14 protein-coding genes are annotated in these 20,180 nt (G+C 37.5%); 7 read left to right on the top strand and 7 right to left on the bottom strand.

Features of this window, described 5'->3' with window-relative positions:
• The first annotated feature begins 529 nt into the window (after positions 1–529).
• Complete coding sequence (locus tag QM481_RS16760) at positions 530–1,432, top strand: histone deacetylase family protein (RefSeq protein WP_283382553.1); 903 nt, start codon at positions 530–532, stop codon at positions 1,430–1,432.
• On the opposite strand, the gene QM481_RS16755 is transcribed toward QM481_RS16760, so the two are convergent.
• The 4 genes from QM481_RS16755 to QM481_RS16740 form a co-directional block, all read right to left on the bottom strand.
• Positions 1,429–1,833 carry a hypothetical protein gene (locus QM481_RS16755; RefSeq protein WP_283382552.1) on the bottom strand — a complete coding sequence of 135 codons (405 nt, stop codon included), beginning with the start codon at positions 1,831–1,833 and terminating at the stop codon, positions 1,429–1,431. The two genes, QM481_RS16760 and QM481_RS16755, sit on opposite strands and share 4 nt — an antisense overlap.
• Before the next feature lie 152 nt (positions 1,834–1,985).
• Entirely contained in the window at positions 1,986–3,206 is a 1,221-nt protein-coding gene (locus QM481_RS16750) for an alpha/beta hydrolase family protein (RefSeq protein WP_283382551.1), read from the bottom strand.
• 91 nt (positions 3,207–3,297) lie between these two features.
• Positions 3,298–4,062 (bottom strand): SDR family NAD(P)-dependent oxidoreductase, encoded by a 765-nt coding sequence (locus QM481_RS16745; protein ID WP_283382550.1) that lies wholly within the window; start codon positions 4,060–4,062, stop codon positions 3,298–3,300.
• A gap of 329 nt (positions 4,063–4,391) precedes the next feature.
• Positions 4,392–6,368, bottom strand: a complete 1,977-nt coding sequence (locus QM481_RS16740; RefSeq protein WP_283382549.1) for a S9 family peptidase — start codon at positions 6,366–6,368, stop codon at positions 4,392–4,394.
• Positions 6,369–6,573: 205 nt separating this feature from the next.
• On the opposite strand from QM481_RS16740, the gene QM481_RS16735 reads away from it, so the two are divergent.
• The 3 genes from QM481_RS16735 (at position 6,574) to QM481_RS16725 (ending at position 9,389) form a co-directional block, all read left to right on the top strand.
• Positions 6,574–8,103: a M20/M25/M40 family metallo-hydrolase gene (locus tag QM481_RS16735; protein ID WP_283382548.1), complete on the top strand. Its 1,530-nt coding sequence runs from the start codon at positions 6,574–6,576 to the stop codon at positions 8,101–8,103.
• Positions 8,104–8,266: 163 nt separating this feature from the next.
• Complete coding sequence (locus tag QM481_RS16730) at positions 8,267–9,022, top strand: DUF6882 domain-containing protein (RefSeq protein ID WP_283382547.1); 756 nt, start codon at positions 8,267–8,269, stop codon at positions 9,020–9,022.
• A 22-nt stretch (positions 9,023–9,044) separates the two neighbouring features.
• Entirely contained in the window at positions 9,045–9,389 is a 345-nt protein-coding gene (locus QM481_RS16725) for a nucleotide pyrophosphohydrolase (protein ID WP_283382546.1), read from the top strand.
• 34 nt (positions 9,390–9,423) lie between these two features.
• Here the strand turns inward: QM481_RS16725 and QM481_RS16720 are convergent, their stop codons facing one another.
• A complete protein-coding gene (locus tag QM481_RS16720; RefSeq protein ID WP_283382545.1) occupies positions 9,424–11,427 on the bottom strand; it encodes an alpha-L-arabinofuranosidase family protein in 2,004 nt (667 codons plus the stop codon).
• A gap of 145 nt (positions 11,428–11,572) precedes the next feature.
• Between QM481_RS16720 and QM481_RS16715 the strand changes: the two genes are divergently transcribed.
• Positions 11,573–14,047, top strand: a complete 2,475-nt coding sequence (locus QM481_RS16715) for a bifunctional glycoside hydrolase family 9 protein/polysaccharide deacetylase (RefSeq protein WP_283382544.1) — start codon at positions 11,573–11,575, stop codon at positions 14,045–14,047.
• Between the two features lie 67 nt (positions 14,048–14,114).
• On the opposite strand, the gene QM481_RS16710 is transcribed toward QM481_RS16715, so the two are convergent.
• Positions 14,115–14,642, bottom strand: a complete 528-nt coding sequence (locus QM481_RS16710; RefSeq protein ID WP_283382543.1) for a ferritin — start codon at positions 14,640–14,642, stop codon at positions 14,115–14,117.
• Positions 14,643–14,853: 211 nt separating this feature from the next.
• Between QM481_RS16710 and QM481_RS16705 the strand changes: the two genes are divergently transcribed.
• Positions 14,854–15,426, top strand: coding sequence for a TetR/AcrR family transcriptional regulator (locus QM481_RS16705; RefSeq protein WP_283382542.1), 573 nt, complete (start codon positions 14,854–14,856; stop codon positions 15,424–15,426).
• A 130-nt stretch (positions 15,427–15,556) separates the two neighbouring features.
• On the opposite strand, the gene QM481_RS16700 is transcribed toward QM481_RS16705, so the two are convergent.
• Positions 15,557–18,481: a PAS domain S-box protein gene (locus QM481_RS16700; protein ID WP_283382541.1), complete on the bottom strand. Its 2,925-nt coding sequence runs from the start codon at positions 18,479–18,481 to the stop codon at positions 15,557–15,559.
• A 221-nt stretch (positions 18,482–18,702) separates the two neighbouring features.
• Here QM481_RS16700 and QM481_RS16695 point away from each other — a divergent pair, with 221 nt between their 5' ends.
• Positions 18,703–19,998, top strand: a complete 1,296-nt coding sequence (locus QM481_RS16695; protein ID WP_283382540.1) for a Gfo/Idh/MocA family protein — start codon at positions 18,703–18,705, stop codon at positions 19,996–19,998.
• Positions 19,999–20,180 lie beyond the last annotated feature (182 nt).

Here is a 20,180-nt window from a genome sequence, read left to right as displayed (position 1 = left end):
ATCAATATTTCATTTTCATAAATATCTAAATTTAGTTTTGAATTAATTCTTAACTTGTCTATAGTCATAGAAGAAAGAAAAGGCGTTCGAAATTTATTTTTCGAGCGCCTTTTCTCATAGTGGGCGACTTAAGTCGCCCACCATGAGAAATTTGTCTCTTTGCATAAACCGATAGAGATACAATCGTAATATGAATAACTCCTCGGATTTAGAGGAAACTATGCTGGAATTGGAAACTTTTAGGGAAACAGCTTGTTTATTTTATGTTCGTAATGCTTAAAATTTTGAGTTAAGTGACAGGAAAGATTAAATAGATACTATATCTCTGATTACTGAACAACATTGAAGTTCCTAGTTCAAGACTTGGTCTTAGACTTACTTTTTAAACAGTTTAAAACTGTTTTCATAAAATTCATTGGCGAGGTCCAAACATCTGAATGTTCTTTACTCGTTTTGTCCAGTAATCATCCTTCTGATGGTGAGTACTAACTGATATCCTATTAACTAGTAACTTTTTTAATTATTTGTAATGCTAAAAATTGCCCATTCTCCTATTTATCAACTTCCATTGCCCGAAGGTCATCGCTTTCCGATGCTCAAGTATGAGCTAATTCCTGAACAACTTATATACGAAGGATCTTGTGTAGCTGACAACTTTTTCGAGCCACAACCTGTACAAGAAAAATATATCCTGAAAGCTCATAAACAAAGCTATTGGGAATCCTTAAAAGCATTGACGATTGATGCTAAAATGGTGAGAAGAATTGGTCTTCCGTTATCTGAGCAACTCATTTTACGTGAAACGATTATTACGCAAGGAACGATTGATTGTACAGATTTTGCTTTTGAAAATGGAATTGCCATGAACGTAGCAGGCGGCACACATCATGCGTATTCAGACAAAGGAGAGGGTTTTTGTTTGCTAAACGATGTGGCAGTTGCAAGCCATTTTTTGATGTCCGAAAAAGGTATTTCCAAGATTTTGGTGATTGACTTGGATGTTCACCAAGGTAATGGCACGGCTGAAATATTTGCGAACGAATCAAGGGTATTTACTTTTTCGATGCATGGCAAAGAAAACTATCCATTGCACAAGGAAATATCTGACTTGGATATTGAATTACCCACTTACACGACTGACGACACCTATTTAAATTTGTTATATGATACTTTGCCCAGATTGATTCAACGAGTTCAACCACAGTTTTTATTTTATATATCTGGTGTGGATATTTTGGCTACTGACAAGCTTGGAAAGTTGTCGGTAAGTATGGAAGCCTGTAAGCGACGAGATGAGTTTGTATTTGAGCAGGCGCAAAAATCAGGGCTGCCAATAGTTGTATCGATGGGAGGAGGGTATTCACCCAAAATTACGGATATAGTTGAGGCGCATTGTAATACCTACAGATTGGCTCAAAAAATGTATTTTTAGAAAATATCTATATCTGTCGGTGGAAGAGGTTTGTGTGCTTTCTTTTTCTCAAAAACTACTGTTTTTTTGATTTTGCACTCCATTTTTCCAGTTTGCACCTGTAAATTATATTCAAAAAATTCGATAGCACGCTGAACTTTTTTATGATTTAAGGTCAAAAAATAAGGCTGACGACCATTTTTTTGAACTAATCTAACATCTAATTTATAAATAGTCCCTTCAGGAAATTGAGAAATTACATGGTTGGTGCATCCAATGGTCAGGTCAGCAGGAATCAGTTGACCGTCTATAGTTTTAAGACGGTAACGATGTAATCTTCTATCAAAATATGCCTTGGCGAAAACATCCAAAAAGACCTTCTTTTCCAACCCCGGCATTTCTGAGACCAATGAAAGCTGCATAATTCGTAAAATCTAAATTTTTGACCTAACAGGCAAAGGTAAGATTTATTTTACAATTATTTAATAAAAATGGCTTTTAAAGCAATTATTGATGGTTTTTAGACTAAATTATTTTGCTGTATAAAAGAAAAACCTCCCGAAGGAGGTTCTGATTATTTTTTACTAGTAAAGAAGGTAAGTGTCCCTAAAAGATAATTTGGTAAGGTAGTAAAATGGTCAGTACCTTGAACTGTGATCAGCGTTACATCGGCTGCTCCCTTTGCTTTCATGGCTGCTGCTGCTGTTTCAGAATTGAAATAAAACACATGTTGGTCAGCTGTTCCATGATACAATTGAGTTGAGGTTTTGGGTTTCCAGTCAAAAATATCGTTGTCCTTTACACCAGTAATGTATTGTGTGTCGGTACCGTTATTGATGCCATTTCTGAACGTATCCGCATAAGCCAAATTGATGCTCACAGGAATAGAGGCTTGTGGACCTTTACTGGCAACATCAGCTGCATAAGGCGCATTGAAATAATAGGAAGCTGGGCGATTTAATCCATAAATGGAATTATAGGCCATGGTTACCCAAATATATAATGAGTTATATTGAGCGATACCATGTGTTTTTTGGTTGATGATATAATTCATAAAGGCAGTTTTGTTATACGCACCTGCCCCGCATGATGAGGCCACCAAATTAAACTCATTCGGAAATTGCTCTTCCATTTTCTTTTGCAATGCCATGGTTGCGAAACCTCCTTCTGAATAACCTGTAATCATTACTTTTTGGCTCCAAGCAGCTTTTTCTTGGGCAATTAATTCTTTTGCCGCTCTCAACATATCTAAGCTCGCTTGTGCCAAGGTTTCTCTGTGTTCATAAGGGTGATCCAAATTGGCACTTGCTCCATAACCAATGTAATCTGGGCAAGCAATAATGAAACCATTAGATGCCACAATAGATGCTAGTTGGTATGCTTCACTGGCGGTTCCATACAAGGATGGCGCATCGTTTTTGTCGGCGATTGTTCCATGCTGTTGACTAATCAAAGGTACGCTTTCGGTCGTTTTTGGAAAAATCACCAAACCTGAAGCTTGAATCGCTTTCCCGTCCACACCTTTGGTATTGTACACTACTTTGATAACCTTGATAGGATTTTTGATAAGACCTTTCACTACACCGATTACCAACGCATTGTCAGAGCCCAAGGCTGCGCCGTCCACTCGTGCACTTAGTTGTGCTGTGGTATACTCACCAACAACTGAGGAGCTGACCAAGTATTGATTAGCAGGCGCAGGATCATTGTTTGAACTACTACATCCCCAAAGTATACCAATACTTATGAGAAGAAGTAGGAGGTAATTTCTTGATTGAATAAAATTCTGTTTCATACGTTCCTAGAGAGAATTACAGACTGGGTTAAAACTGAGACTACTTAATGAACTTTAAGAAAAACGAAAAATAAGGCAAAATATTGATTATTTAATAAGGAGATACGCCAACGGCAGTCCAGCCGCCGTCAACGACCAAACTTTGTCCAGTTATGTGTCTGGCTTGTGGAGAAAGTAAGAATATCATGGCCTCTGCAATATCTTGCACAGTGGCAGGTTTTCCCATAGGTGTAATACGTGACCATGTCGATAAATAATCTTTATCCTCTAAAGTTCTTTCAGTTAAAGTGGCACCTGGCGCTACCGTATTTATATTGATACCTAGTGGTGACAAATCAATCACAAGGTTTTTGGCTAATTGCTCAATAGCGGCTTTTGTCATGCCATAAGCAGCCAAAAATGGATGAGCCTGATGACCAGTGACTGAAGAGGTAAGAACAATACTTCCTCCAGATTGTTGGTTTTTCATGGCTTTTGCCGCTTCTTGTACAAGAAAAAAGCTACCAAATAAATTGACATCCAAGAGCTGTTTGAGGGAAGCTGGTTGATACTCGAAAAAATCACCAAACGTGGTAATACCTGCATTAGCAACTACCAAGTCCAACTTACCAAAACACTCAGTGGCTTTTTGAACTAATTGCTGAATAATGGACAAATCGGCACTATTACCTACCACAATTTCACAATTGCCTCCTGAGTCTAGGATGGCTTTTTGAGCATTCTTGGCTGCGTTTTCGTCCATATCATTTAAGACAATATTGGCTCCACGCATAGCTAACAAACGAGCAACTTCGAATCCAATACCTATACCAGCTCCTGTAATGATGGCTGTTTGTCCAAGAAATGTTTTTGTCATAGTTCAAATAGTAATAGAAGATTTTTTACTAAAATTAAAGAAAAGCCTGATAAATCATATTAGGCTCTTGGATGTAATTTAAAATTTAGGCCTTAGACAAAAACAAGAGTCATCTCGAATTTAGAGATTGAGGGAGTGATTATGTAAAAATATGTATTCCATCAGTAGAGACGCAATGATTGCGTCTAAAACCTAGTCATGTCTAACATTGTAGCATCAAAAAAGCGGTCGAAAAATATTTTTCGACCGCTTTTTTGATAAAAACTTGTAGAATAATCCCAATCCTAAAAATTGGGGATGACTCTTATTATATTACCATTTTCAGAATACTATTTCAGGTATTTATCAAACCACTTGATATATCTTTCGAAGCGATCTACTTGGTAACTTGGCACCGATATACCATGGAATTGACCTGGATATACAATTAATTCTGTTGGAACACCAATTGTTCTTAAGGCTTGATACATTTGCTCACTACCAACTGCAGGAACGTTATGGTCACTTTCTCCAACCATGAATTGTGTAGGAGTTTTGATTTTGTCTGCTTTTAGGAAAGGATAAGAAAGCTTTACATATTTGTCAAAGTTCTTCCACGGCGAACCAATTTCGTGTTCGTATTGCAAAATATATTGATCGACACCATACATTGACGAAATCATGGCAACACCTGCACCACTCGCCGCTGCTTTGAATCTGGTGTCTGTTGCAATGGTATAATCTGTCAAAATACCACCATAACTCCAACCGCCAATTCCTAATTTTTCAGGGTCTGCAATACCATTTTTTACCGTATAATCCACTGCGCCAAGAATATCTAGTACTTCTTTATTACCCCAATCGCCACTGATGACTTTACAATATTCCAAACCACGACCATTGCTGCCACGATAGTTAACTCCAACAACTGCATAACCAGCCGATGCCAACATTTGTCTACTCAAATCAAATCCAAACTCATCTTGAGAAACTGGACCACCATGAATAAAGAAGATTGTAGGAAGCTTTTTCTTCGGATCGATATTGGCAGGACGATACAAAATACTTGATACGGTAGCGCCATCTTTACTTTTTGAGCTAAATCCTTCTACTGTTGCAAGACTAATTTGCTTAAAGAATGCCTCATGATGATTCGTTAAGGCTCTTCTTTGTCCATTTTCAATGGCATAAATCTCAGCTGGAAGCTCAGGCGTTGTTACTAAAGAAAGCCAATTGCCTGCTGGGTGTGATTCCAAAGAGGAGTAGATTCCTTTGTCTTCAGAAACTTTTTTCATATTTCCTGACAACGAGAAATTGGCTAAATAGCGGTAGCGATCATCCACCACCAAAGCATAGATAGATTTTCCATCTTTTGCCCATCTTGGTGTGTTGACTGGTCTATCTAAATTTTTACTCAATAACGTTGGCTCACCGCCATCAGCACTGATGGTACATAGCACCGAGTGGTCATACATAATATAGTCCTCTGAGGCGGTACTACGTAGATAAGCAATGGTTTTTCCGTCTGGACTCCAAACGGGGGCATTATCGCTACCTGTCCAAGTGGTTAATTGTTTTGCTTCGCTTTTTGCTTTCGTTTCTATGACAAAAATGTCAGAGTTTTCATTGCGGTCAGGGTCCGCAGTTCTATTACTTATAAAAGCGATTTTAGAGCCATCAGGCGACCAAGCAATCGAACTTACTTCATAGTTTCCTTTAGTCAGCGTGTCAATCTTTTTGGTTGCGACATCAAATAGGAAAATATTGGAGAATGTTCTTTCACGGTAGCCTTCTACGTCTTTTTTAAATAAAAAACGGTCAATAACGATAGGCTTAGGCGTTTTTGGTTTTGAGGTATCGGCTTTGCTTTCTAATACCAAAGCGATTTTTTTCCCATCGGGACTCCACGCATATTCTTGTAAATCACCGTTTTTGAGATTAGTGAGTTGTTTTCCTTCTCCTCCACGACGGTCGAGCAACCAGATTTGACTACCAGATGAGCTATTTCTTGCAGATACAAATGAAATGTATTTGTTGTCAGGACTCCACTTGGCTTGTGATTCGCCATCAGGAGAATTGGTTAGCTGAATAGATTCTTTTCCATCCCAGCTGACCATCCAAACATCTGAGCTTCTTTTATTCTTAACTGAATCTACAGAAGTCAGGGTATAAGAAACCCAAGCTCCATCTGGAGAGATTTTGGCATCAGAAACCGATTTGATTTGATATACATCTTTCGGTTTTAAGTTACGTTTGGTTGCATTTTGTGAGTATCCAATACTTGGAAGAATACCCAGTAAAAGTGCATAAAAGGAAAGTTTTTTCATAAAAATTTAGTTGTTGAATTAGAAAAAATGAAGATAAGAGATAAAGACAAAAAGTTAATTAGCGTGTAGAAAATGCTTTTTTTCATACCAGTATATCTTAAATTAAGTTTAGAATTTGCGTGATTTTAGGAATGACTCTGTAAATTACCATTTTTTAAGTGAAAGTAAGAATATTAGATCCCGATTAACACAAACAAACTACCTTATGAAAAAAGTATTACTATCCTTTTTATTGCTGCAAAGTACTGCCATTTTTTCTCAGTCAAAACTCAATGAGCAAGTAAGAAATTACAGAAAAGCTAACGAGTATGCCTTGCTTAATGAGTTTAAAGGTTTGTTATCTATTCCTAATGTGGTTTATGATACTGTAGGGATTCAAAAAACTGCCTCCTATATTGTCAAAATGATGGAAGATAGAGGAATCAAAACCACACTTTTGGATGCAAAGACCAAGGGCGTTCCTCCTGCCATCTATGGTGAAGTATTAGTACCCAATGCAACCCAAACAGTTATTTTCTATGCGCATTATGACGGCCAGCCTGTCAATCCTAATCAGTGGGCGGAGGGAATAGCACCTTTTAAATCGGTATTTCTGGATGCTTCTTTAGAAAAGGGAGGGAAGATTATTCCTGACCCACAACCAACCGATACCATTAATCCTGAATGGCGTATTTATGGACGAAGTGCTTCTGATGATAAAGCAGGCGTTTTTTCGATACTATCTGCCTATCAAGTATTAAATAAATTGGAAATAAAACCAACGGTAAATCTAAAGTTCTTTTTTGAAGGAGAGGAGGAAGCAGGCTCAACGCATTTATCCGAAATTTTGGAAAAGCACAAAGATAAACTCAAATCTGACCTTTGGATTATTTGTGACGGACCTGTGCACCAATCTGGCAAAAAACAAATAGTGTTTGGGGTACGTGGCGATATTGGTATGGAAATCAAAGTTTTTGCCTCAAAACGACCTTTACACTCTGGGCACTACGGCAACTGGGCTCCTAATCCTGCCAATTTGCTCGTGAAATTATTAGCTTCCATGAAAGATGATAATGGAAAAGTTTTGATCAAAGGCTTTTATGATGATGTAGTTCCTTTTACCGATTTGGAGAAAAAAGCCTTGGCGAAAGTTCCTGCTGTTGATGACCAAATGAAACAGGAATTGGGCTTTGTTCGTCCTGAAGGAGGTGGCAAAACTTTGGCTGAATTGATCAATTTGCCATCACTCAATATCAATGGGATTTCGAGCGCGAATGTAGGTAAAATGGTGGCGAATGTGATTCCTACCTCGGCAACTGCTGCTCTAGATTTACGTTTGGTTTTGGGAAATGATGCACAACGACAGGCACAAAAAGTGATAGACCATATCAAGTCACAAGGCTATTATGTTACCCAAAATGAGAGTATCACCGATGAAGAAAGACTGAAATATCCACTGATTGCTCGTGTAGTGTTGGGAAAAGGATATAATGCTCAACGTACCAAGATGGATTTGCCAATAGCGCAAATTGTGATCAAAGCTGTACAAACCACGGTTTCCGATGAGGTAGTTTTAATGCCAAGTTTGGGGGGAAGTTTACCTTTATTTTTGTTCGAAAAACATTTGGGAACTCCTACGATTACCGTTCCTATTGCTAATCATGATAATAACCAACATGCTGAAAATGAGAACATCAGAATCCAGAACATTTGGAATGGAATCGAAACTTATGTGGCACTCATGAGGTTAGAATAGCGTTTTGGGTATTTTCAGCGCCGAAAATTGTGGTTAGTTTTTTTTCTTGCTAAAAATTAAATACCAATTTTTAGACTAAATTACCAACTCATTTTGTATACTTACTTATTTTTTGGAAGGCATTTTTCCTACTTGCTAACCTGAATGCTTAAATTTATAGCTAATGAAAAATACACTAAAGCATATCAATGAAATAGTCCTTACACAAGGATCATTAACAAAAGAGGGTATTAGTTCGATTCCTACCGACACTGAAAAGTTAATATTTTGGGATTTGTTTGACAATTTTGCTCCATTATCAATCGATAAACAAAGAGATTTCGCCGATTTGACAGAAGGGATACCTTGGTCGTTTAATCTCGAAAAAGGAATCATTATGTTTGAGGATTATACATTTCCTATGCAGGTGTATGGTTCTTTTTCAAAATCGAGTGGAACATGGCTATGGGCTTGGGAAAATCAGCATTTACAACAAACGCCCGAGATTATTGCCAATTCTTTACTTTTGAAACAATTAGGAGAAAGATTTGATATTTCACACCTTACAGTACCTCAGTATGATTCAAATGAGAATGAACTTTACGACTTGGGCTTAATTGCTTGTGGTATGTTTGGTCAAGATGGTTATTTCTTAGCAGATTATGGACAAGGTATTATGCTGCTGACAGTGACATTTTCTGATGAAATTAAAGAAGAATTTGAGGAAATTGGCATTGAGCGAGAAGTAACCGTAATAGGGGAGTTTTTGGAGCAATACGAGGTGTCTAATCAGATAGATGCAATTGAGGCATATCTTTATCTGAAAGGTTTTAATGTCACCATTGCTAACAAAGAAATGTTTGCCGAGGCTGATGGGAAATTCATGAAGATTGGTTTTAACGAAGATAATTTCTTAACATCGTTAGATACTGAGTTATAAAAAGGCATTTAATTTAAAAACAATGACTACAAACTCGCCATCTGATATACAGGCAATTATTCAACAAATTATCAAGTTTAGAGACGAGCGTGACTGGGAGCAGTTTCATGATGCACGCAACCTAGCGATGTGTCTCAATGTAGAAGCCTCTGAACTTTTGGAAGTATTTCTATGGAAAAAACCTGAGGAAGCTAAAATTGAAAAAATCGAGGAGGAACTTGCTGATGTCTTTTATGCGGCTTTTTTGTTAGCAGAAAAATATGGTTTTGATGTAAAAGAAATCGTTACTAAAAAGCTCATGAAAAATGCCGAGAAATACCCCATCGAAAAGGCATTGGGTAGCAACAAAAAATATGATGAGTTATAAAAAAAACGGCTAGAAATTTCTAGCCGTTTTCTGATTATTTAGCGTTGGTTTTTAACCGAATTGTGGTAAATGAATACCCACCAATTGCTAAGTCTACATTTTTCCCTGATAATGTAATAGTATTTTCAATTGCTTGAATCTCATTTGGACGTTCTAGCGTATTGAGGGCTTCTAGATTTTCATTTTCTAGTTTTATCAAATTAGCAGCTTTGGGTAATTTACTGAGCCCTTCAATTTGAATAGAAATTTGACGTTTTTCTTTGGATTGATTTACAATCTTAAGAATCAATTCTTGACTATTTTTATCAATTACGGCAGAAGCAAACAAACTGTCTTGTCCTGCCGAAACTTGTTTGTCTTTATATAGCATCGAAACCGTATGTGTTCCTTTGTAATTACTATAGATTTTTTGAACATGATAATTGGGCGTAGCCATTGATTTTAGATTATCGACCCAAATTAAGTTCGGTGTCCATTGCCAACCATCAATATGTGCAAACAAAGGAGCATAAGACGCCATCTGGACAACTCCAGCATTTCGCTCCATACCTGTCATAAATGCCGCTTCTGATAATGCCGTAAGCCAGTTGTTTTTATTTTCAGGACTAACCATTCCAACACTTTGCGAGGCATATTCACCTGCAAACACTTTGGTTTTAGTCTTCTTGTCGTAGCTATCATATCTTTTGGCATTAGCAAAAAACCATTCTGGACGACTATAAAAATGTTCGTCGACAAAACCAACCTCCATTTTTCGTAGTGTTGGATTCAAGTAATCGAAAAGTGGTCCGTTAGGTAACGGTCCTGTACTACAAACCAATTTGATATTGGGATAAATAGCTTGAAGTTTTTCCTTGAAAATCTCTAATCTTTCAATGTATTGCGTGCCCCAGTTTTCGTTGCCAACACCAAGCATTTTTAGATTAAAAGGCTTTGAATGTCCAAGATTAATACGAACTTTTCCCCAAAAGGTCGTTGAATCGCCGTTGGCAAACTCAATCAAATCGAGAGCATCTTGTATATAAGGCTCAAGCTGATTTAATGGTGCTAACTCTCCAGAATTAAATTGACAAGCCATTCCGCAGTTGAGTATTGGTAAGGGCTCAGCACCTATGTCTTCAGCCAACTGAAAGTATTCCATAAAACCTAAACCAAAAGTCTGGAAATAGTCAGGAGCTAGTCGATGTGCCATTTCATAATTCCAACGATTGACGATCAGTTTGCGATTTTCGATGGGGCCTAATGTTTTTTTCCATTGGTATCTAACCGACAAATCATGTCCTTCGACAATACACCCGCCAGGAAATCTAATAAATCCAGGTTTCATGTCGGCTAGCATTTGTACCATATCTGCTCTTAGTCCTTCTTTTCTTCCTTTCCAAGTATCACTCGGAAAAAGAGAAATCATATCTAAATCAATTTCTCCATTACCTTCAAACCATATATTGAGTTTGGCTTTGGCGTCAGTTTCATTGGCGGTAAAACTAGTTTCTAGTTTTCGCCATTCGTTACTGGTATCATTGGGCAAAATTTTAGTTTGTCCTATTATTTGACCGCTAGATGACACCAATTCTATAACTAATACCGTATGGGCAGTTTTCTGTCGATAAAAAACAGAAAAATCATATCTGAGTCCTTTTTTGATACCCATTCCTCTGAAGCCCTCGTTCGAAATACCAAGACTTTGAGGGTTCGGGTTCTTTAAGTTGACATGAAGATAACGCGGGTTTGTCGATGCTTTTTCAGGTTGATTTACAATCGTAATTTCGCTCCCAAGATAGAATCCTTGTAGCGTATTGGGACTGGTTATTTTCCATCCCATGAGTGGTTTGAAAAATTCAAATGAACGATTTTTTACTAATTCAGCATAAATGCCACCATCAGCGCCCATATTGATATCCTCAAAAAATATCCCCCACATAGTGGGAGATACTTCTGATTCAACTTGGCTGACGTTTACCTTAAAAGTAGGTTCTTGCTTTTGAGCAATACATTCGAAAGCAAGAAAGAAAGCGATAAGTTGTATAAATTGTTTCATTGGATAATAATTTAGGTAAATATAAATATTTTATTGTATTAAAGTGATACAATAATAAAAAACTTTCTTTTGTCTCTTATCAATGCTTACTCCCTACAAACCTGTGTAGTCTGTTCTAGGATTTGAATAAATTAGTGGAAAAAAGATGCTACGAAAATTACACTTCATTTTCCTATTTAATTTACTCTCTTTGACAATCCTTGGGCAAACCAACCAATGGATACGAATTAATCAATTAGGATATTTGCCCAACTATCCCAAAACGGCAGTTTGGGTCAGTAAAGACATACAACTACCAAGTAGGTTCGAGTTAATTGATGTTAAAACGCAAAAAGTCGTCTATCAATCAAAAACGGTAGTTTCAGCAGGCGCTTACGGTCCATTTCAGTCAACAGCTAGATTAGATTTTTCAGGGTTTAAAAAAACGGGTAGTTATTACCTAAAAACGCCTAGTGCTCAATCTCCTGTCTTTCGGATAGATGCGGAGGTTTTTAGAGGCTCGGCTGATTTTATCCTGAAATATATGCGTCAGCAACGAAGTGGATATAACCCTTTTTTGAAAGATTCTTGCCATCGAGAAGACGGATTTATCGTTTATCATCCTGACCCCAAAAAAGATTCAACCCATCTTGATGTGTCTGGAGGCTGGCATGATGCTTCGGATTATTTGCAATATGTGACAACCTCTGCCAATGCTACTTTTCAGATGTTATTTGCCTATCAACAAAATCCTGAGGTATATCAAGACCATTATGATGCGTGGGGAAATGCAGGAAAAAATGGGATACCCGATATTTTGGATGAAGCCAAATGGGGCTTAGATTGGCTAGTAAAAATGAATCCTGCACCTCATGAGTACTACAATCAACTAGCCGATGATCGTGACCACCGAGGCTTGAGATTGCCCAATCTCGACAAAGTACAATACGCTACAAATCAAGGTTTAGCGCGCCCTGTGTATTTTATTACAGGAAAAATCCAAGGATATAAACACAAAAACCGTACAACTGGAGTGGCTTCCTCTGTTGGGAAGTTTGCCTCTACATTTGCCCTAGGAAGCGAAATTTTAGCGAAATATTATCCTCAATTTGCCGAATCACTGAAAGCAAGAGCCTTGGATGCTTACACTTTTGGTAAAGAAAAACCTGGGGTATCTCAAACAGCGCCAGGAGGAGCACCCTATTTTTATGAAGAAGACAACTGGGTTGATGATATGGAATTGGCGGCGACACAATTAGCCAAAATAACCAAGAAATCTGAAATCTGGCAGGAGGCGTCCAATTTTGGTCATCAGGAGCCTACTACGCCTTGGATGGGTGCAGATACCGCACGACACTATCAGTGGTATCCTTTTGTCAATTTAGGACATTATTTCATGGCAAAAGAAGCAAAGGACAAGGCTTTTGCCAGTTATATAGAGCTAGGTTTGGAAAAGGTTTTTCAGCGAGGGAAAAATACCCCATTTCTCAATGGCGTGCCCTTTGTTTGGTGTTCCAACAATTATGTGGCAGGGATTTTAACACAAGCGATTTTGTTTCGACAACTGACTGGCTCAACCAAGTATCAGGCTATGGAAATGGCGCTATGTGATTGGTTGATGGGTTGTAACCCATGGGGAACCAGTATGATTTGTGGATTTCCGACGTCTAAACTCACACCGACTGACCCTCATTCGGCTTTTACGCATCTATACAATTACAAAATTGATGGTGGCTTGGTCGATGGTCCTGTTTATGGCTCTATTTGGAGTAAATTGATAGGGATAACCTTATATCATCCAGATGAATATGCTGATTTTCAATCGAAACTGGCAGTTTATCATGACGATTTTGGCGATTATTCTACCGATGAACCTACGATGGATGGAACCGCTAGCTTGTCTTTTTTACTTTCTTTTTATGAAAAAGAAGGACAAAAATTACAACCTCAAAACAACCTTCAAGCATTGGGGGGAATTGTACGAATGGATACTACCAAAAAGGAGATATATCTGTGCTTTACGGCACATGAATTTAATGAGGGAGCTTCTATTATCTTGAATGTTTTACAAAAAAAAGGTATCAAGGCCAACTTCTTTTTGACAGGTGATTATTTGAGAAATCCATCTTTTCAAACTACTGTCAAGCAGATGATTCAACAAAAACATTATGTAGGACCACATTCTGACAGACATTTGTTGTATGCGCCTTGGGAAAAACGGGATTCGCTATTGGTTGATAAGACAACCTTTATGAATGATTTACAAAATAATTTAAACGAGCTCAAAAAGTTTGGATTGTCTTTTGCTCAAATCAATTACTTTATGCCAGCTTACGAATGGTACAACCAAAGCATTAGCGATTGGACAGCTGAAATGGGATTGAAGCTTGTCAATAATACAGGAGGAACATCTTCACAAGCAGATTATACTACTCCTGATGCTAAAAACTATTTGAGTTCAGAGGAGATTTATCGGAGAATTTTCAATTTTGAAGAAAAAACAAGCACAGGATTAAATGGAGCTTTGTTGCTCACACACGTAGGCGTAGGAGAGAAGCGGACCGATAAATTTTATGACAAATTGGAAAAACTAATTTCTGAATTGCAAATGCGAGGGTATAAGTTTGAAAAGCTAAAATAGAAACTTTATCTTTTTCCCAAATAGGGTGTGACTCAAGTCGCACCCTATTTGTATTATACTTAAATCATTATTCTTCCGAGCCAATTTTGCCAATTTCTTTATCTAAGGCAAATTTTCCTGTAGCGCTTTCTACATCAATCAAATCAAACAATTCCAAGGCACGACGAGCATTTTTCTCTTCCTCTCTTTGTTCTACCACATACCACATCATGAATTGTTCTGTAGCGTAATCGTTTTCTTCACGACATTTTGCCACAATCTTGTTGATTGCATTTGTGACAGAAATTTCGCTTTGAAGTGCAGCTTCAAATACACTTTTAAATGAAGGGTATTCTTGAATCACTTCGCCAATAGTCGGTGTGATTGCAGTACCACCAACTTCATTGATATATTTGAAAAGTTTTAAAAAATGTTCACGTTCTTCCTCTGCTTGAGCATAAAGATATTCAGCAGATTTCTCAAATCCATTGCGGTCGAGCCACGAAGCCATCGCCAAATACTTTTGCGAAGCTTCGGCTTCCATTTTACACTGTGCGTTTAGAGCGATTTCTATTTCTTCTTTCAAAGAAGTTCTTTGTCTCATTAAATCTTTCATATTCTTATGTAGCTTAATTAGTTGTTACAATATTAGTAACATATTGTACAGAAAAGTTTTAAACTTGAGGAATTTTGATAAAATTTGGAATTATTCTAATTATATTAGACCTCCAGCCAACAATTGCCTCTCTATTTGACCGTATTGCTAAAGATATATACCAAATAAGTTTTGAATAAACCACTAAGTAACAATACCTTATTTTAATTGTATGAGAACTAAAGATGAATTAAAAGAAAAAATGATTTTGGAAAAAGCGCTAACAATGATTTCCAAAATTGGCCTTTCTGGATTAAAAATGAGCCTTCTCGCCAAGGAAGTTGGCGTTGCTACTGGAACAATTTATATCTATTTTAAGGACAAAAAAGACCTAATCAACAACCTTTATGTCTATTTGGTCAAAAAGGAAACAGAGCTTTCTTTTGAAAACCTCCCCAAAGATGTGCCATTCAAGGATAGGTTTAAGGCTGCCTTGAGAAATTACATCAATCGTGTAGCTACTCATCCAGAAGTGCAAGTATTTTTTGAACAATATGCTCGTTCTCCTTATAATGAAGGCGATAACGAAGCCATTATTGCGGAGGAGGATAAGGCACTAAAACCCCTTTATGAATTAATAGAGACTGGGCAAAAAGAGGCACTAATCAAAAACTTTTCCTCTCATCTAATTATAATGATGTTGTGTGGAGCTGTAGGTGAGCTTTCATGTCAGGTACACAACTTGAAAGACGAGGAGGTGACAGTTTGTATTGATATGATGTGGGACGCTATTGCGATTCATTGATTTGTCACGAAAAATGATAAAAAACACGTCAACCCAATTAAATTCTTTAAAAGTTTAAATGGGTTGATGTGTAAATACTGAAAATATATTACCGAATGTCTATGTTTTATTGCCAAAAGCACCCACCGAGTTAATCATTTCTTTGTGCTTTATTGACGATAGTTTTTACCACATCGTCTAGCTCCTGAGCCGAGCCTTTCAGGTCTGTTAGTAGCTGCATAGTTTCCTCATCTAATGCTGCTTCTGTTACTTCCAAAAAGTCAACAATACCAAGAATCTTGGCCAATGGCTGTCTTACCGCATGAGATTGAAACCAGGCAATTTCTTTCAGCTGGTTAGATTGTTGGTCGATAGTTTCCATTTTCTGAGTTAATTCAGAAATGTCTTTTGCAAAACATGCTACTCCTGTAACGTTACCTTGATGGTCATAAATGGGATTGAAATTTACAATGGCTCTCAAGCGTTTTCCAGAAGGGTGGTAGGTAGCCAAGTCCTCAATTACAGAGTGTGGTTCTCCTTTCATACAACGTTCATAATAGGCGTACCACTTTGCTTTAATGGCTTCGCCAAGGGACTTACGTGCGGAAGAGGTATCTAAATTGATAGGGTTACCAACCAAATCTGATAACATATCAACATAAGCTTTATTGGCAATGGTCAAGTTATACTCTTTATCAACCGACCAAATCAATTCGGTTGTAGCGTTAATAATGGCTTCTAAATTCTTTTGCATAGTGGCAATTGCGAGACTGTGTTCTTTTGCAAGAGTTATGTCACGAATATACACTGATATTCCTTCATTTGAAGGGTATGCGGTAGATTCTATCCAAATATTTTGCTTTGAAAGGTATGTTTCTAGAAATAAAGAGGTATGCTTTTGACTAGCCTCCTCAATCATGGTGGCTAGTTTGGGAGATAAGTCTTGTAATAATACTAAACAATTCTGATTCAGAACTTCCTCTTTAGCAATACCTAAAATACGTTCAGCCGATGCATTCCAATAGTTTACATTCCATGATTTATCTACTGAAATGAATCCATCAGTGATACTTTCGAGCATATTTCTGGTTTGCTCGGCATTTTTCAGAATTAAATCTGTTTGAGCTTTTAACTCCGTTACATCCCGCCCAATTACAAAAACTTGTTTGCCATTGGGGTCAGGCACTGCCACCCAAGCAAAGTGGCGATAGGTACCTGCTTTGGTCTGATACCTATTAGCATGCGCACGAATAATTTCCCCTTGGTAAAGCTTGGCAATTTGATGGGATGAAGTTTCGAGATCTTCAGGATGAATCAAGTCTATAAACTTTTTAGACTTTAATTCCTCCGCAGAAAATCCTAGTACATTGGTAAAGGCTGGGTTGGTTTTTACTAAATAGCCATTTTTATCGGCGATACAAATTAAATCTGCTGAATAGTCAAATAGGTTGGAAAGTTCTTCTCTAGCTTTAACCTTTTCGATAAGATTACCTAAGCTACCTGCTACCTTCGATAATACGGCTATGAGATAGGAATCGTATGAGACTTTTTGGTCGGTAATCAATATAATAATGCCAACAATCTGCTCACTGTTTGGAGCTTCGAAAATTGGAATCGAAACGGCTGTATAATCAAGTTTGGGATCTAAAAGCTCTTGGCGACTAAAACTTTCATGATGATACAAGTCGCTAAACCAATAGGCAGATCTACTTATCCAAGAATTATTGGAGATACTTTTTTCTTTGAAACCTCTCGTTCTGTTACGAGAAGCTTCCGCAAAATTAACAAACTGGGCATTATTAGGATTGGCAGATGCACTAGCAAGAAATAAAACCTGATTTTGAGAATCGGGAAGCCAAAATTCTACATTTTCCCAACCAGTAAATAAGCGAATATTGTTACTAATGGCATTGAGCGTAGATTTGAGTGTAAACGAATCTTTGATAGAAGAGAGAATTCTACTGTTTAATTCATCTTCTCTAGCTTTAAGTTCAGATTCAGTAACATCATTAAAAATATGCAGATGAATCCCTTCTCTGATATTGGCGAGTGCACGCCAAGAGGCAATTTTCGTATCATTATGGCTTGATTTTAACGAAATTTTACCTTCATGCTTTCCAATCGTATGAAATTTTTCCCATAAACTTACAAAAGGAGTATTGAACTCAGGCTTGACAATTTCTTCTAGCGATTTGCCTTGAAGAAATGCTTTCGAAGCATTAAAGAGTTCTTCGGAAGTGCTATTCGACTCTAGGATTTTTCCCTCACTATCAGTCAGTAAAATTGCATCGGAAGAATGCTCAAAAATGAGGAAGAGTTGTTTTGAGGCAACGTTTTTTTCTTGTTCAGCTTTGACTCTCGAAGTCACATCATGCGCCAATACCAATACCGCATCAGTGCCTTTATAGATGGTTGGGTGCGAAGTGAGCTCTACGTAAATAACCTCTCCAGACTTAGTAAGATGTGTGACAACATGATCTGAAATGATGACATTTTTGTCTAATGAACTTGCCGCCAAATCATGAATAGAGCGTTGGTAAAACTCCTTTGTCGTATATCCGTACTTTTGACAAGCAGCATCATTTACCTTAATAAACTGCCCATTCTCAGCATTATACACCCACATAGGAAGTGGATTCGCATCAAAAAGTTGCTTATAATCATTTGCTATTTTCTTGAAACGACTTCTTAGTATCTGTCTCTCTCGTGCAAAAAATAAGTTCTTTTCTATATCACTTTGTAAAAAATCATTCCACAAAATACAATCCTGTGCACCTGCTTGTATAAAGTTTCGCTGGATGGTAGAGTCAAGAATTTTACATAAAATAATGATTGAGGAACTTCCAAATAAATGACTTAAATGCTCTGTTTGGGAGAAAATATTAAATTCAGATGTTTCAAAATAAGAAGCGTCAACAAAGATAAAATCAGGCTTGGATTTAATGAGTGATTTGGAGAACGTATGCTCAGTTACAGCAAAAATCCCCAAAGTACTTATTTCCATACTTCTCAGTTTTTGCTCTATTTGATCGATAGTTTCTTGATTATCACTAAAAGTAAGGGCTTTTCGTAACATAATATTGGCGGTGATTAAGTATGAAGCCTATACGTCAAATATACATTATTTTAAGGAAGAAAGCGTCGTTTACAGTAAAATTACTTTCAATTAGTGAAGATTTTTTTGTGTGAGTGTCAAAAAAACACATTATCTATCTGCGTGGCTTTTTATTCACCTGCAAAAACTCATAAAAGATTCCTTGATAATCAGTATATTGAGATTTTAACCCTTCAAAAACTATGAAAAGACGAGATTTTATCAAATATTCTTCCTCTGCAAGCCTTTACTACTCAAGTTTGCCTTTGCTACCCGCATTGTCCTCAAAAGTCAATAGATATAAGACCGCCCTTATTGGCACAGGTTGGTGGGGTATGAATATCCTCCGCGAAGCCATCAGAGCTGGTGAGTCGCAGGTGGTAGCAATGTGCGACGTCGACGAAAATCAATTAAACAATGCACTTAAAGAAGTTTCTACGCTATGTAGCGATAGTCCTAAGCGTTACCGGGATTTTAGAGAATTGCTTCATCGAGAAAAACCTGAAATCGTAATTGTAGCAACGCCCGATCACTGGCACCCTTTAATTGCTATCGCGGCGATGGAAATTGGTGCGAATGTCTATGTCGAAAAGCCTATTGGGCATACCATTATGGAAGGTCGAGCTATGGTAAATGCTGCACGTAAATATGACCGAATTGTGCAAGTGGGAACACACAGGCGAGTTTCTCCACATAATATTTCAGGAATGAATTTTATTCGTTCTGGAAAAGTTGGACAAATTGGTATGATTCGGGCATTTGTGCACTATGGCGGAGGCGCGGGTACGGTAGTTCCTAATTCGGAAGTCCCCCAAGGATTAGATTGGGATATGTATTGTGGTCCAGCGCCTTTGATTCCGTACAACAAAGTAATTCATCCGAAAGGATTTAGACAATTTCTCAACTTTTCAAATGGACAACTTGGCGATTGGGGAATACATTGGATGGATCAGATCCTTTGGTGTATGGAAGAAAAATATCCTCGAAAAATTTACTCAACCATGGCACGACATATTCGCAAAGACAATACGGATGCGCCAGATATGCAATTGGTAAATTATGAGTTTGAAAACTTTCACGTTTCATGGGAGCACCGATTGTTTGCTGCCAACGAAGCTGAGCATACCAATGTAGGTTGTTACTTTTATGGAACAGAAGGGACTTTTCACATGGGATGGCAAGATGGCTGGACTTTTTATCCTGCCAATAAAAACAAACCAATTTTGCATGAGGATCCAGTCCTTAACAAACCCGATGACCAGAATATCCGTGAATTATGGCAAAATTTCTTGGTGTCTATCAAAACCCATAAATCACCTCTTTGTGATATTGAAGTAGGACACCGTTCAACCAATATGAGTTTGTTGGGTATGCTTTCTGCTAAAGTAGGTCGCAGTATTATTTGGGATGGCGAGAAAGAAATTATTCTTAATGACCCCGAGGCCAATAAGTTATTAAAAAGAGAATATCGCAAACCTTGGGAATATCCTTCGGTCTAATATTTTCAACTCCCACAGGCGTGTAACTGAAGTTGCAAGCCTGTGGGAAATTGAAAATAAGCTCAAAATGGAATTGCATTAATATGCCTTAGGCTATAAGCCGTAAGCCTTAGGCATAAGCTTCTATAAACCTATTAGATATATTAAAAGCTGATTGTGAAATTATTGTAAATGCAAAGTGT

This window comes from Flectobacillus rivi, from assembly GCF_030056655.1.
Classification (GTDB): domain Bacteria; phylum Bacteroidota; class Bacteroidia; order Cytophagales; family Spirosomataceae; genus Flectobacillus; species Flectobacillus rivi.
The sequence above is the reverse complement of the archived record's forward strand: the minus strand, read 5'-3'. Positions and strand labels throughout refer to the sequence as shown.

Bases quoted from the DNA above. Each gene is read 5' to 3' on its own strand.
- QM481_RS16760 (WP_283382553.1), top strand. From the start codon at position 530: ATGCTAAAAATTGCCCATTCTCCTATTTATCAACTTCCATTGCCCGAA.
- QM481_RS16755 (WP_283382552.1), bottom strand. From the start codon at position 1,833: ATGCAGCTTTCATTGGTCTCAGAAATGCCGGGGTTGGAAAAGAAGGTC.
- QM481_RS16750 (WP_283382551.1), bottom strand. From the start codon at position 3,206: ATGAAACAGAATTTTATTCAATCAAGAAATTACCTCCTACTTCTTCTC.
- QM481_RS16745 (WP_283382550.1), bottom strand. From the start codon at position 4,062: ATGACAAAAACATTTCTTGGACAAACAGCCATCATTACAGGAGCTGGT.
- QM481_RS16740 (WP_283382549.1), bottom strand. From the start codon at position 6,368: ATGAAAAAACTTTCCTTTTATGCACTTTTACTGGGTATTCTTCCAAGT.
- QM481_RS16735 (WP_283382548.1), top strand. From the start codon at position 6,574: ATGAAAAAAGTATTACTATCCTTTTTATTGCTGCAAAGTACTGCCATT.
- QM481_RS16730 (WP_283382547.1), top strand. From the start codon at position 8,267: ATGAAAAATACACTAAAGCATATCAATGAAATAGTCCTTACACAAGGA.
- QM481_RS16725 (WP_283382546.1), top strand. From the start codon at position 9,045: ATGACTACAAACTCGCCATCTGATATACAGGCAATTATTCAACAAATT.
- QM481_RS16720 (WP_283382545.1), bottom strand. From the start codon at position 11,427: ATGAAACAATTTATACAACTTATCGCTTTCTTTCTTGCTTTCGAATGT.
- QM481_RS16715 (WP_283382544.1), top strand. From the start codon at position 11,573: ATGCTACGAAAATTACACTTCATTTTCCTATTTAATTTACTCTCTTTG.
- QM481_RS16710 (WP_283382543.1), bottom strand. From the start codon at position 14,642: ATGAAAGATTTAATGAGACAAAGAACTTCTTTGAAAGAAGAAATAGAA.
- QM481_RS16705 (WP_283382542.1), top strand. From the start codon at position 14,854: ATGAGAACTAAAGATGAATTAAAAGAAAAAATGATTTTGGAAAAAGCG.
- QM481_RS16700 (WP_283382541.1), bottom strand. From the start codon at position 18,481: ATGTTACGAAAAGCCCTTACTTTTAGTGATAATCAAGAAACTATCGAT.
- QM481_RS16695 (WP_283382540.1), top strand. From the start codon at position 18,703: ATGAAAAGACGAGATTTTATCAAATATTCTTCCTCTGCAAGCCTTTAC.